A 13,561-nucleotide genomic window follows, 5' to 3' on the forward strand; every position below is an offset into this window, starting at 1 on the left:
TGGGGCGAGCTCAGTTGACGATTTCCAGCACCGTCTGCTGGCTGGAGCCGAAGGTCAGGTACTCCACCAGTTCAGACAGCGGCAACGGCTTGCTGATCAGGTAGCCCTGCACCTGGTCGCAACCAAAGCCGCGCAACAACTCAAGCTGCTCCGGGGTTTCGACGCCCTCGGCGACGACTTCCAGATGGAGGTTGTGAGCCAGGTTGATCATCGCGTGGACCAGCTTGCGATTCTCTTCACGCCCTTCCATACCGCCAACAAAGCTCTTGTCGATTTTCAACAAGGCGATCGGCAGGCTGTTGAGGTGCACGAACGAGGAGAACCCGGTGCCAAAGTCGTCCAGGGAAAACCGCACGCCGAGGCGACCCAGGGCATCCATAGTCTGCTGGACCAGATCACTGCGCCGCATCACCGCGGTTTCGGTGAGTTCGAACTCCAGCCACTGCGCATCGACTCCCCGCTCGGCGATCAAGCGGCTCAAGGTCGAGAGCAACTGGCTGTCCTGAAACTGGCGGAACGACAGATTGACCGCCATGTGCAACGGCGGCAGGCCGCGCTCGCGCAACGCCTGCATGTCCCGCAGGGCGCGGGAGATGACCCAGTAACCGAGCGGCACGATCAGCCCACTCTGCTCGGCCAGCGGCACGAACTCACTGGGCGGCAACAAGCCACGTTCAGCATGCCGCCAGCGCACCAGGGCTTCGAGGCCGACAATTTGCCCGTCATCCAGGTTCAGCCGTGGCTGGTAATGCAGCTCCAGCTCATCGCGGCGCAAGGCTCGGCGCAACTCGCTTTCCAGGTCAGCCATGCTGCGGGCGTTGCGGTTGATCCGCTCGTTGAAGATATGGAAGGTGCAACCCTGGGTGCTCTTGGCCTGCTGCATGGCGATATGGGCATGCCACATCAGCGGGTCGGCACCGGCCTGGGCACGCGCGTGGGCAATCCCCAGGCTAGCGCCGATCAACAGGCTTTCACCGTCGATCCAGTAGGGTTCGGACAAGGCTTCGGTGATGCGCTCGGCCATCCACTCGGCGCGTTGCGGCGCGCGGCGGGTGTCGATGAGCAAGGCAAATTCGTCACTGCCCAGGCGCGCCAGTTGATCACCGGCCTCAAGCTGGCTTTTGAGCCGCGCGACCACCTGCAGGATCAACCGGTCGCCGGCCTGATGGCCCAGGGCGTCGTTGGCGTAGCGAAAGTTGTCGAGATCCAGGTGCCCCAGCGCCAGGCCCCGGCCTTCGTTTTCCGCCAGGCGCGTGGCCAGCAAGGTCTGGAAGCCCTGGCGATTGGCGATGCCGGTCAAGGGGTCCTGTTCGGCAAGACGTTGCAAGGTGTTTTCCAGTACCCCGCGTTCGCGCACATGCCGCAGGCAACGCCGCAGGATGCCGGCATCCAGCGCATCGCGCACCAGCCAGTCGCTGACACCGTCCGGTGGGTTGAGGGGTTCATGTTCGAGCAGCAACACCGTCGGCAGGCTGCACCGCCCAGGTTCCGGTTGCAGAGCAGGAATAGTCAGCAGGACCGCAGAGCGGTTATCGGTAAATAGACTGCTCACCGACTCCCAGGTCGGTGCACTGATCAGCACAGCCGAGCTCCCCATCGGAGCCAGACACTCGCGCAACAACGCTGCCCATACTGGCTCTTCGGCCAGCAGCAGCAAACGCAAGGGTTCGACAGGCGTAGACAAGCTAGCTCCCTAGACTCTGCAAAGATGTTGGCGGTGGCATTATGACGCACAGCTGAACAATGACAAATGTCATTGATTCTCAATCATAAATTTGTGCCACTTCAGAGATCGAACATTAGACGCAAATTCTCCCTGCATCCTGCGCGAAAGTAACAAAACCGGCAAATACAGATCGAGTGCTACGTCACAAGTCGGAGAGAGGCGGCAGAATCCGTGCATCCTGTTAAAATGCCCGCCCTTTTCGCAAACGACTCCTTTTTCCGTCATGTCCCGACTCAATCCCCGGCAGCAAGAAGCCGTGAGCTACGTCGGCGGCCCTCTTTTGGTGCTCGCCGGCGCTGGCTCCGGCAAGACCAGCGTGATCACCCGCAAGATTGCGCATCTGATCCAGAACTGCGGCATCCGCGCCCAGTACATCGTCGCCATGACCTTTACCAACAAGGCGGCGCGCGAGATGAAGGAGCGCGTCGGCACCCTGCTCAAGGGCGGTGAAGGCCGCGGCCTGACGGTGTGCACCTTCCACAACCTGGGGCTGAACATCATCCGCAAGGAGCATGTGCGCCTGGGCTACAAGCCCGGTTTCTCGATCTTCGACGAGACCGACGTCAAGGCCCTGATGACCGACATCATGCAGAAGGAATACTCGGGCGACGACGGCGTCGACGAGATCAAGAACATGATCGGCGCCTGGAAGAACGACCTGATCCTGCCGCCCGAGGCGCTGGAAAATGCGCGCAATCCAAAGGAACAGACCGCGGCGATCGTCTACACCCACTACCAGCGCACGCTCAAGGCGTTCAACGCGGTGGACTTCGACGACCTCATCCTGTTGCCGGTCAAGCTGTTCCAGGAACACGCCGATATCCTCGAAAAGTGGCAGAACAAAGTTCGCTACCTGCTGGTGGACGAATACCAGGACACCAACGCCAGCCAGTACCTGCTGGTGAAGTTGCTGATCGGCAAGCGCAACCAGTTCACCGTGGTGGGCGACGACGACCAGTCGATCTACGCCTGGCGCGGCGCCCGTCCGGAAAACCTGATGCTGCTCAAGGACGACTACCCGTCTTTGAAAGTGGTGATGCTGGAGCAGAACTACCGCTCCACCAGCCGCATCCTGCGTTGCGCCAACGTGCTGATCTCCAACAACCCCCACGAGTTTGAAAAGCAGCTGTGGAGCGAGATGGGCCACGGTGACGAGATCCGCGTGATCCGCTGCCGCAACGAAGACGCCGAAGCCGAGCGCGTAGCCGTGGAGATCCTCAGTCTGCACCTGCGTACCGACCGCCCATACAGCGATTTTGCGATCCTGTACCGGGGTAACTACCAGGCCAAGCTGATCGAGCTGAAGTTGCAGCACCACCAGGTGCCGTATCGCCTGTCCGGCGGTAACAGCTTTTTCGGACGCCAGGAAGTGAAAGACCTGATGGCCTACTTCCGGCTGATTGTGAACCCGGATGACGACAACGCCTTCCTGCGCGTGATCAACGTCCCGCGCCGGGAAATCGGCTCGACCACCCTGGAAAAACTCGGCAACTACGCTACCGAACGCAAGATTTCGATGTACGCCGCCACCGACGAGATCGGCCTGGGCGAGCACCTGGATAGCCGCTTCACCGACCGCCTGGCGCGCTTCAAGCGCTTCATGGACAAGGTCCGCGAGCAGTGCGCCGGCGAAGATCCGATTTCGGCCCTGCGCAGCATGGTCATGGACATCGACTACGAAAACTGGCTGCGCACCAACAGCTCCAGCGACAAGGCCGCCGACTACCGCATGGGCAACGTCTGGTTCCTGATCGAGGCGTTGAAGAACACCCTCGAGAAGGACGAAGAAGGCGACATGACCGTGGAGGATGCCATCGGCAAGCTAGTCCTGCGTGACATGCTCGAACGTCAGCAGGAAGAGGAAGACGGCGCCGAAGGCGTGCAGATGATGACTTTGCACGCCTCCAAGGGCCTGGAATTTCCCTACGTATTCATCATGGGCATGGAGGAGGAAATCCTCCCGCACCGCTCCAGTATCGAAGCCGACACCATCGAGGAAGAACGGCGCCTGGCCTATGTCGGGATTACCCGCGCACGCCAGACCCTGGCCTTCACCTTCGCCGCCAAGCGCAAGCAGTACGGCGAGATCATCGACTGCTCCCCGAGCCGGTTCCTCGATGAGTTGCCGCCGGACGACCTGGCCTGGGAAGGCAATGACGACACCCCGACCGAAGTCAAAGCCGTGCGCGGTAATACCGCATTGGCAGATATACGCGCGATGTTAAAGCGCTAGAATCGACTACTTTTTAATCTACTTTCGGCGCCCGTCGCGCCACCAGAGGAAGCTGTTGTGGAAGCACTGCACAAGAAAATTCGCGAAGAAGGCATCGTGCTTTCCGACCAGGTCCTGAAAGTCGACGCCTTTCTGAACCATCAGATCGACCCGGCGTTGATGAAGCTGATCGGCGACGAATTCGCCGCGCTGTTCAAGGATTCGGGGATCACCAAGATCGTCACCATCGAAGCCTCGGGCATCGCCCCGGCTATCATGACCGGCCTGAACCTGGGCGTTCCGGTGATCTTCGCCCGCAAGCACCAGTCCCTGACCCTGACTGAAAACCTGCTGTCGGCGACCGTTTACTCGTTCACCAAGCAGACCGAAAGCACCGTGGCCATCTCCCCGCGCCACCTGACCAGCAGCGACCGCGTGTTGATCATCGACGACTTCCTGGCCAACGGTAAGGCGTCCCAGGCCCTGATTTCGATCATCAAGCAGGCAGGCGCCACCGTGGCCGGCCTGGGCATCGTGATCGAAAAGTCGTTCCAGGGCGGCCGTGCCGAGCTGGACTCCCAGGGCTACCGCGTGGAATCCCTGGCCCGGGTCAAATCCCTGGCAGGCGGCGTAGTGACCTTCATCGAGTAATACCCCCCGCTCGCTCCCACCAGTGTTTGGTGGGGGCTGCTACTGCGCCGTGGCCTTCAAGCCTGCCAGCAGCAAGCGCTGATACAGATCCTCCTTCAAGCCCTCAGGCTTTGTCAGTTGCATGCGCGCCAGGTGCTGCGGGTACTCCGATGCCTGCGGCGCATCCAGCGCGGCCTTGCCCAACTGGAGGATCTCGGTCAGCTTGAATTTGCTCTTGAGCCAGTTCAACGCCCGCAACAAGTCCCGTTCCTCGCTGGAAAAATCACTGCCCAACGGATACTCCGGGAACAACTGTGGGTGCCGTGCGGCGATGGCCTGCAAGCGCTGCGGGGTGTTGTCGGTGAAGCGCTCTTGCAGGCGGAAATCCTTGGCCAGCTTGCCGGCTTTCTGCGCCTGCTCGATCAAGCCCGGCTGGAAACGTGAATCGCTGATGTTCAGCAGTAATTCGATGACCTTGGCATCGGTTTGACCGCGCAGGTCGGCGATCCCGTACTCGGTGATCACGATGTCGCGCAGGTGGCGCGGGATCGTGCAGTGGCCGTATTGCCAGACGATGTTGGAGCTGATGTCGCCGCCCGACTCACGGCAACTGCGCAGAATCAGGATCGAGCGCGCACCCTCCAAGGCATGGCCTTGGACGACAAAGTTGTATTGTCCGCCGACCCCACTCAGCACTCGCCCATCCTCCAGTTGGTCCGCTACCCCGGCCCCCATCAGGGTTATGGTGAAGGCACTGTTGATGAAACGTGCATCCTGGCGCTGCAGGCGCTTGAGCTGCTCCTGCCCGTACAGCTCGTTGATATAGCTGATGGCGGTCATGTTGAATTCGCCGAGCTGGTCCTGGGGCAGATCGCGCAGGCGTTGGTAGAAGCTGCGCGGGCCGAGGAAAAATCCACCGTGAATCGACACGCCGCCCTGCGCCATCGACTCATCCAGGGTGCCGGCATTGGCCTGCTGTTGCAGGGCAACGTCGGGGTAAACCTTGCGCCGCACGATGCCGGCGTCAGACAACGCCAACAGGCCGTTGACGAACATTTCGCTGCAACCGTACAACCCTTTGGCAAAAGGCTCGACACCCCCTTCGCGCCTGATCAGGGGTGCCCAGTAGTGCGCGTCGAGGTCGGTCAGCAGCGTGCGGTAATGCTCGTTGTCCGCTTGCCGCGCGAGCAACGCGGCGGTCAGCGCATCGCCCATGGAGCCAATGCCGATCTGCAGGGTGCCACCGTCGCGCACCAGGGTGCTGGCGTGCAAGCCGATGAAATGATCCTGGAAACCCACCGGCATGTTGGGGGTGGAAAACAGGGTACTGCGCTCCTCCTCGTCGATCAGCCAGTCGAACGTCTCGCGGTCGACTTCTGAATCACCGGGCATGTACGGCAGGTCGCTGTGCACCTGGCCGAGCATCAGGATGGTTTCACCCGCCGCCCTGCGCTTGGCAATCATGGGCAGCAGGTCGAGGGTGATATCGGGATTGCAGCTCAGGCTCAGGCGGCCAGGGTGCTGTGGGTCGTGGGCCACCAGTTGCGCCACCAGGTTCAAGCCGGCAGCGTTGATATCCCGGGCGGCGTGGCTGTAATTGCTGCTGACGTAGTCCTGCTGTGCCGAAGCGCTGTGCAGCAAGCTGCCAGGCTGCATGAAAAACTGCTGGATGTGGATGTTTGCGGGCGTTTGGTCTTTACGCAGGTCAGCGAGGAAGTCCAGCTCCGGGTAGTCGCCAAACACGCGCTCGATGAAAGGTTCCAGGAACCGTCGCTGCAGGCCGTCACCCAGGGGCGGACGACCCAGGCTCAAAGCGGTGTAGACCGTCAGCTGGCGCTCGGGCAGTTGGGCGACGCGTTGATAGAGCGCGTTGACGAAGCGGTTGGGCTTGCCTAATCCCAACGGCATGCCGAGGTGGATGTGCGCGGGTAACCGCGCCAGTACTTCATCGACTGCCTGCTCGATTGAAACGGACTGCACCATCAGACCCCTCCCGACCTATCCATGAATGACGCTAACCCGAGCTTGCCGGGTCTTGCGTGCCATGACCAGTCTTGAGGTCAAATCCCAGGCACAAAAAAGCCGCTCGCAAGCGGCTTTTTTTGCTGAAGACGGCGGCTTATTTCAGGCCGGACATCTTCTGGATGGCACCTTTGAGGTCATCATCGGAGCAATCTGCGCAGGTGCCTTTAGGAGGCATTGCGTTGATCCCGGTAATGGCCTTGGCCAGGATGCCGTCAAGGCCGCCCTGGTGATCGGCACGCTCTTTCCAGGCTGCAGTGTCACCGATTTTCGGTGCGCCCAGCAGGCCACTACCGTGGCAAGCGTTGCAATGTTTGGCAATAATCTCATCCGGGGTTTTCGCCCCGCCGCCGCCTGCCGAAGCAGCGACTTCCATCCCCTTGCACTCCTGACCTTGCACACAGACCTGGCCGACTGGTTCAAGGCGCTTGGCAATATCGTCGTTGGTCGCAGCTTGAGCGCTGACTGCCCAAAGGGCCAATACGGTTGCTGGTGCGGCCAGCATTTTCATAATTAGGTTCACGCGTACACCCTCAATGGTGGCTAGTCACGCCCACGGCCACGGTTTCGCAGGCGGGCGCAAGTATAACGGTTAGCCCGCCACACTGAAACAACCCTAAAGTCCTAGGGGTATTAAGTCATGGCGAAATACTGCTCGGGCGCCTCGAAAAACCTTGGCGGACGCCTCTTTTCTTAGAAATTGGCCGGTGTGGCTGCGCTGATTAGTCGCGCAGGCGCATCAAACGGATTGCGGAAACGATGTGGCTTGGTGCTTTCAAAATAGTAGCTGTCACCGGCTTCGAGCACGAAGGTCTCAAGCCCGACCACCAATTCCAGGCGCCCTTCGAGCAGAATCCCGGTTTCCTCCCCTTCGTGGGTAAGCATCTCTTCACCGGTATCGGCACCCGGTGGATAGATCTCGTTGAGGAAGGCGATTGCACGGCTCGGATGGGCCTTGCCCACCAGTTTCATGGTCACCGCGCCATCGGAGATATCGATCAGCTCGTTGGCTTTATAGACGATCTGCGTTGGTTTTTCCTGGAGGATCTCTTCGGAAAAGAACTCGACCATGGACATGGGGATGCCGCCAAGCACCTTCCTCAGCGAACTGATGGAAGGGCTGACACTGTTTTTCTCGATCATGGAAATGGTGCTGTTGGTCACACCCGCGCGTTTGGCGAGCTCACGCTGGGAAAGACCTTTTAGTTTGCGGATCGATTGCAGTCGTTCACCGACGTCCAATGCATTTGCCTCCCAGGATTCAGGTTATGTAAATATTGAGCGTTATCATGGCGACAGCGTTCAGTATTTACAACACTTGAGCCCAGGTCCGGTTCGCCAGCGCCCCAGCGGCTGTACCCCGCGGCCCGTCAGGCCTCGGAATAGAGCCGTGGCACCCGACGCAGGTTGCAGAAGATCTGGTAAGGAATGGTGCCCGCAGCCATCGCGATATCGCTGGCGAGGATGTTTTTGCCCCATAACTCGACCGTCGAACCCAGGCCAGCCTGGGGCACATCGGTCAAATCGATACACAGCATGTCCATCGACACACGCCCCAGCAACTGACTGCGCTGCCCCGCCACCAGCACCGGCGTACCGGTCGGCGCCTGCCGCGGATAACCGTCGGCATAGCCCATGGCGACCACACCCAGGCGCATGGGTTTTGGCGTGATGTAACGGGCGCCATAACCCACGGGTTCGCCGGCCGGCAATTCGCGCACACTGATGACTTTCGACTCCAGGGTCATCACCGGCTGTAAACGCGCGGCCACAGAGTTGGCTTCCTCGAACGGGGTGGCGCCATACAGCATGATGCCGGGGCGCACCCAGTCGCTGGGCACCTGCGGCCAACCCAGCACGGCCGGCGAGTTACGCAGGCTGACCTGCGCCGACAAGCCCTGGCGCGCCGCTTCAAATACCGCGACCTGCTCGCTTGCGCTGCTGCTATCGAGCTCATCGGCGCGGGCGAAGTGGCTCATCAGCACGATCTTCGCGACCTTGCCGCTGGCCAGCAGCCGTTGATACGCCGCCTGATAATCCGCAGGATGCAGGCCGACGCGGTGCATGCCCGAGTCCAGCTTGAGCCAGACGGTGATCGGCTTGCGCAGCGTCGCCTGCTCGATCACTTCGAGCTGCCACAACGAATGCACCACACACCACAAGTCCTGCTCGACGATCAGCGACAGCTCATCGGCTTCGAAAAAGCCTTCGAGCAGCAGCACCGGCGCTCGGATGCCAGCAGCGCGCAGCTCCAGGGCTTCTTCGATGCAGGCTACGGCAAACCCATCGGCATCCGCTTCCAGCGCCTGGGCACAGCGCACTGCGCCATGGCCATAGGCATCGGCCTTGATCACCGCGAGGGCGCGCGCCCCCGAGACTTCACGGGCCAGTTGGTAGTTGTGACGCAGAGCTTGCAGATCAATCAGGGCACGAGCAGGACGCATGGCGGCAGGCTTCCAGGCGGTTGGCGGGGGGGGAAGAAAAAACCGCTGCTGAAGACAGTATGAACCGCCAACAGCACCGGCAGAGGGATCGTTTACGGCAGAGCGGCGACTATCGACACTTCTACCAGGATTTCTGGTTCGCACAGCTTGGCTTCCACCGTCGCCCGCGCTGGCGCGACGTTTTTCGGCAGCCAACTGTCCCAGACACTGTTCATGCCCTGGAAGTCGGCATCGATGTCTTTCAGGTAGATCGTCGCCGACAGCAACCGGGTCTTGTCGGTACCGGCCAGATCGAGCAAACGCTCGATGTTGGCCAGGGTCTCGCGGGTCTGCTGTTCAACTCCGGCGTTCATGTCGTCGCCGACCTGTCCTGCCAGGTACACCGTACCGCTGTGGACTACGATCTGGCTCAAACGCTCATTGGTGAGCTGGCGCTGGATTGACATGTTTTGCAGACTCCTGGTGGGTGTTGCCATAACGAGAAATATCGAGGCCTTCGGCGCTGATCTGCGGCGTTTTCTTGGCCATCAGATCGGCCAGCAGGCGGCCGGAGCCACAGGCCATAGTCCAGCCGAGCGTACCGTGACCGGTGTTCAGGAACAGGTTTTTGAACGGGGTGGCACCAACAATCGGCGTGCCATCCGGCGTGGTCGGACGCAGGCCGGTCCAGAAACTGGCTTGCTGCAGGTCGCCGCCCTGAGGATAGAGATCGTTGACGATCATCTCCAGTGTTTCACGCCGACGCGGGTTCAGCGACAGGTCAAAACCGGCAATCTCCGCCATGCCACCGACGCGGATGCGGTTGTCGAAACGGGTGATCGCGACCTTGTAGGTCTCGTCGAGAATGGTCGAGGTCGGAGCCATGGCCGGATTGGTGATCGGCACGGTCAGCGAGTAACCCTTGAGCGGATACACCGGGGCCTTGATGCCCAACGGCTTGAGCAACTGCGGCGAGTAACTGCCCAGCGCCAGCACGTAGCGGTCGGCGGTTTCCAGCTTGCCGTCAATCCACACACCGTTGATCCGGTCACCGGCGAAGTCCAGGCGCTGGATGTCCTGGCCGAAGCGGAATTCAACGCCCAGCTTGATCGCCATTTCCGCCAGGCGGGTGGTGAAGATCTGGCAGTCGCCGGTCTGGTCGTTCGGCAGGCGCAGGGCACCGGCCAGGATGTCGGTGACGCTGGCCAGGGCCGGTTCGACGCGGGCAATGCCGGCGCGGTCGAGCAGCTCGAACGGCACACCGGACTCCTTGAGTACCGCGATGTCCTTGGCGGCGCCATCCAGTTGCGCCTGGGTACGGAACAGCTGGGTGGTCCCCAGGCTGCGGCCTTCGTAGGCGATACCGGTTTCGGCGCGCAATTCGTCGAGGCAGTCACGGCTGTACTCGGACAGGCGGACCATGCGCTCCTTGTTCACCGCATAACGGCTGGCGGTACAGTTGCGCAGCATCTGCGCCATCCACAGGTACTGGTCGATATCGGCGGTGGCCTTGATGGCCAGCGGGGCGTGGCGCTGCAACAGCCACTTGATGGCCTTGAGCGGCACACCCGGAGCAGCCCATGGCGACGCATAGCCCGGCGATACCTGGCCGGCGTTGGCGAAACTGGTTTCCATGGCAGCGGCCGGTTGACGATCCACGACCGTCACTTCAAAGCCGGCCCGAGCCAGATAGTAGGCACTGGCGGTACCGATTACGCCGCTACCCAAGACCAGAACGCGCATTTTTTTATCCCTCATCGCGGCAAACCGCTGACGTTGTTGTGTACAAGCAATGATGAGCGCAGTGTAAAAAACATTCGCCAGTGCTTTTCACTATATAAGTGCCTATATTTGGCGACAATTCTCGGCAATTTGGCTTTTCACGGAGGCGCATCCCCTATGCGGACCAACACTCAAACCAAACGTGAGCTGGACAAGATCGACCGCAACATCCTGCGCATCCTCCAGGCTGACGGGCGCATTTCGTTTACTGAGCTGGGGGAAAAGGTCGGCCTGTCGACCACGCCCTGTACCGAGCGGGTGCGGCGCCTGGAGCGCGAAGGGATCATCATGGGCTACAACGCCCGGCTCAATCCGCAACACCTCAAGGGCAGCCTGCTGGTGTTCGTCGAGATCAGCCTGGACTACAAGTCCGGTGACACCTTCGAAGAGTTCCGCCGCGCGGTGCTGAAACTGCCGCACGTACTGGAATGCCACTTGGTATCCGGGGACTTCGACTACCTGGTGAAGGCACGGATTTCCGAGATGGCCTCGTACCGCAAATTGCTCGGCGATATCCTGCTCAAACTGCCCCACGTGCGTGAGTCCAAGAGCTACATCGTGATGGAAGAGGTGAAGGAGAGCCTGAGCTTGCCGATTCCGGATTGAGGCCTGTGGTAAGTGTCCGTGCGCTGTGACCTACACCAAAACCTGTCGGTTAGCAGCCATGTACTCGAACACCTGCGCCTCGACCCGTGGGTGGATCAACTCCACCGGTCCGCGACCGTTGGGGCATGGCAGGGTCTTGGTGGTGCCGAACAAGCGACAGATCAGCGGCCGCTCGCCATACACGGTGCAGCCATTGGGACCCAGGTGTACGCAGTTCAGTTCGTCCAGGGCGGCATCCTGCTCGGCGCGAGTCTTGCGCGGCAGGCGGGACATTTCTTCCGGCGACGTGGTGACCGGACCACAGCAGTCATGACAGCCGGGCACGCACTCGAACGAGGGAATCTGCTGGCGCAGGGTACGAACGGTCTCGCGGTTGCAGCTCATCGAAACAAATACCCCTAAGGTGAACAAGGTTGGATTTTGCCCTAAAAGCCCTGCGCCAGACAGCAACAACCGACCAGTGTTGCCCAGGCAGAAAGGTCCGGCTTATGCTCCGTAAAATTTACTCAACACCCGATAATCAGGATCAACCCATGACTGCCCGTGTTCAGCCGCCTGTCCCGAGCACCCATATCGCCTCCTATTACGCCGCCAGCAGCCTGCCGCAGCCGGATCATCCGGTACTTGCCGGTGAGCAACTGGCCGACGTGTGCGTGGTGGGCGGTGGTTTTTCCGGCCTGAACACAGCCATTGAACTGGCCCAGCGCGGTCTTCGCGTGGTGCTGCTGGAAGCACACAAAATCGGCTGGGGCGCCAGCGGACGTAATGGCGGGCAGTTGATTCGTGGTGTCGGCCATGGCCTGGACCAATTCAGCAATGTGCTGGGGGTCGAAGGCGTACGCCAGATGAAACTGATGGGCCTGGAGGCGGTGGACATCGTTCGCCAGCGGGTCGAGCAGTTCCAGATCCCCTGCGACCTGACCTGGGGCTACTGCGACCTCGCCAACAAACCCCGCGACCTGGAAGGTTTCGCCGCGGACGCGGACGAGTTGCGCAGCCTCGGTTATCGCCACACCACCCGCCTGCTGCAAGCGCACGAGATGCACAGCGTGGTGGGCTCAGACCGCTACGTGGGCGGACTGATCGACATGGGCTCGGGGCACCTGCACCCGCTGAACCTGGCCCTGGGTGAAGCCGCTGCCGCCCTGCAACTGGGGGTCCGTCTGTTCGAGCAATCGGCAGTGACCCGCATCGACTACGGGCCCGAGGTCAAGGTCCACACCGCGCAAGGTTCGGTCCGCGCCAAGACCCTGGTGCTGGGCTGCAACGCCTACCTCAATCACCTCAACCCGCACCTGAGCGGCAAAGTGCTGCCCGCCGGCAGCTACATCATCGCCACCGAACCCTTGAGTGAAGAGCAGGCCCACGCCCTGCTGCCGCAGAACATGGCCGTGTGCGACCAACGCGTGGCGCTGGACTACTACCGGCTTTCGGCAGACCGACGCCTGCTGTTCGGCGGCGCCTGCCACTATTCGGGCCGCGATCCGGCGGACATCGGCGCCTACATGCGACCGAAGATGCTGGAGGTTTTCCCGCAATTGAGCGCGGTGAAGATCGACTATCAGTGGGGCGGCATGATCGGCATCGGCGCCAACCGCCTGCCCCAGATTGGCCGGCTCAAGGACCAGCCGAATGTGTATTACGCCCAGGCGTACTCCGGACACGGGGTGAATGCCACTCACCTGGCCGGCAAACTACTGGGTGAAGCCATCAGCGGCCAGCACAGCGGCGGTTTCGACCTGTTCGCCAAAGTACCGCACGTGACCTTCCCGGGCGGCCGCTACTTGCGCTCGCCATTGCTGGCCCTGGGGATGTTGTGGCACCGACTCAAAGAGCTGGCCTGATCCGAAGAGCCGCTCAAAGCTGCCAGAACGGCTTCAGCCCCTCTTCCCTCGCCTGCTCACGACTCAAGCCGACATCGCGCAGTTGTTCCGGGGTGAGTTCGAGCAGGGTCTTGCGCGTGTGCAGACGGTGCCACAGCAAACCCCAGCGCCCCAGGCAGGACGGGGCATTGCGGATCGCCGTCGGCATGCCCTGGTCGTGCCCTGCCACCAGTTCCTGACTGTGTAACGTCAGCCGCACATCGCTCAAGCCGTTCATTTTTAGTGCTCCTGTTTACTTGGGTAGCCAGAGATTCCATGATGCGCGGGCAGGCAAAAC

Annotated in this window: 13 protein-coding genes; 4 read left to right on the forward strand and 9 right to left on the reverse strand. The window is 61.2% G+C overall.

Annotation, left to right across the window (positions count from 1 at the left end; all coding sequences use genetic code 11):
* Window positions 1-10: 10 nt before the first annotated feature.
* The gene (locus QMK50_RS13200; protein ID WP_320333260.1) at window positions 11-1,684 is read right to left on the reverse strand and encodes a bifunctional diguanylate cyclase/phosphodiesterase; all 1,674 of its coding nucleotides are present in this window, start codon (window positions 1,682-1,684) and stop codon (window positions 11-13) included.
* Between the two features lie 265 nt (window positions 1,685-1,949).
* Here QMK50_RS13200 and rep point away from each other — a divergent pair, with 265 nt between their 5' ends.
* Both rep and QMK50_RS13210 read left to right on the forward strand, forming a co-directional pair.
* Complete coding sequence (gene rep / locus QMK50_RS13205; RefSeq protein ID WP_095164841.1) at window positions 1,950-3,959, forward strand: DNA helicase Rep; 2,010 nt, start codon at window positions 1,950-1,952, stop codon at window positions 3,957-3,959.
* Window positions 3,960-4,016: 57 nt separating this feature from the next.
* Window positions 4,017-4,589, forward strand: coding sequence for a xanthine phosphoribosyltransferase (locus QMK50_RS13210; RefSeq protein WP_095081958.1), 573 nt, complete (start codon window positions 4,017-4,019; stop codon window positions 4,587-4,589).
* A 39-nt stretch (window positions 4,590-4,628) separates the two neighbouring features.
* On the opposite strand, the gene QMK50_RS13215 is transcribed toward QMK50_RS13210, so the two are convergent.
* From QMK50_RS13215 to dadA, 6 genes are all read right to left on the reverse strand, one after another.
* Window positions 4,629-6,551 carry an acetyl-CoA hydrolase/transferase C-terminal domain-containing protein gene (locus QMK50_RS13215; RefSeq protein WP_320333261.1) on the reverse strand — a complete coding sequence of 641 codons (1,923 nt, stop codon included), beginning with the start codon at window positions 6,549-6,551 and terminating at the stop codon, window positions 4,629-4,631.
* Between the two features lie 136 nt (window positions 6,552-6,687).
* Window positions 6,688-7,101, reverse strand: coding sequence for a c-type cytochrome (locus QMK50_RS13220; RefSeq protein ID WP_095164845.1), 414 nt, complete (start codon window positions 7,099-7,101; stop codon window positions 6,688-6,690).
* Between the two features lie 182 nt (window positions 7,102-7,283).
* On the reverse strand, window positions 7,284-7,832 hold the full coding sequence (locus QMK50_RS13225; RefSeq protein WP_019694258.1) for a cupin domain-containing protein: 549 nt from the start codon (window positions 7,830-7,832) through the stop codon (window positions 7,284-7,286).
* A gap of 128 nt (window positions 7,833-7,960) precedes the next feature.
* Window positions 7,961-9,034 (reverse strand): alanine racemase, encoded by a 1,074-nt coding sequence (gene alr / locus QMK50_RS13230; RefSeq protein ID WP_320333262.1) that lies wholly within the window; start codon window positions 9,032-9,034, stop codon window positions 7,961-7,963.
* A gap of 92 nt (window positions 9,035-9,126) precedes the next feature.
* Window positions 9,127-9,480, reverse strand: a complete 354-nt coding sequence (locus tag QMK50_RS13235) for a RidA family protein (protein WP_095164849.1) — start codon at window positions 9,478-9,480, stop codon at window positions 9,127-9,129.
* Entirely contained in the window at window positions 9,452-10,756 is a 1,305-nt protein-coding gene (gene dadA / locus QMK50_RS13240) for a D-amino acid dehydrogenase (protein WP_095164851.1), read from the reverse strand. Before dadA ends, QMK50_RS13235 begins: the two co-directional genes overlap by 29 nt.
* Window positions 10,757-10,912: 156 nt before the next feature.
* Here dadA and QMK50_RS13245 point away from each other — a divergent pair, with 156 nt between their 5' ends.
* Complete coding sequence (locus QMK50_RS13245; protein WP_003177284.1) at window positions 10,913-11,401, forward strand: Lrp/AsnC ligand binding domain-containing protein; 489 nt, start codon at window positions 10,913-10,915, stop codon at window positions 11,399-11,401.
* 30 nt (window positions 11,402-11,431) lie between these two features.
* On the opposite strand, the gene QMK50_RS13250 is transcribed toward QMK50_RS13245, so the two are convergent.
* Window positions 11,432-11,785, reverse strand: coding sequence for a YkgJ family cysteine cluster protein (locus QMK50_RS13250; RefSeq protein WP_095164853.1), 354 nt, complete (start codon window positions 11,783-11,785; stop codon window positions 11,432-11,434).
* 149 nt (window positions 11,786-11,934) lie between these two features.
* On the opposite strand from QMK50_RS13250, the gene QMK50_RS13255 reads away from it, so the two are divergent.
* On the forward strand, window positions 11,935-13,245 hold the full coding sequence (locus QMK50_RS13255) for an FAD-binding oxidoreductase (RefSeq protein ID WP_320333263.1): 1,311 nt from the start codon (window positions 11,935-11,937) through the stop codon (window positions 13,243-13,245).
* A gap of 13 nt (window positions 13,246-13,258) precedes the next feature.
* Here the strand turns inward: QMK50_RS13255 and QMK50_RS13260 are convergent, their stop codons facing one another.
* Window positions 13,259-13,501 carry a DUF1127 domain-containing protein gene (locus tag QMK50_RS13260; RefSeq protein WP_095164856.1) on the reverse strand — a complete coding sequence of 81 codons (243 nt, stop codon included), beginning with the start codon at window positions 13,499-13,501 and terminating at the stop codon, window positions 13,259-13,261.
* Window positions 13,502-13,561: the final 60 nt, after the last annotated feature.

This window comes from Pseudomonas sp. P5_152 (assembly GCF_033989915.1).
GTDB lineage: Bacteria > Pseudomonadota > Gammaproteobacteria > Pseudomonadales > Pseudomonadaceae > Aquipseudomonas.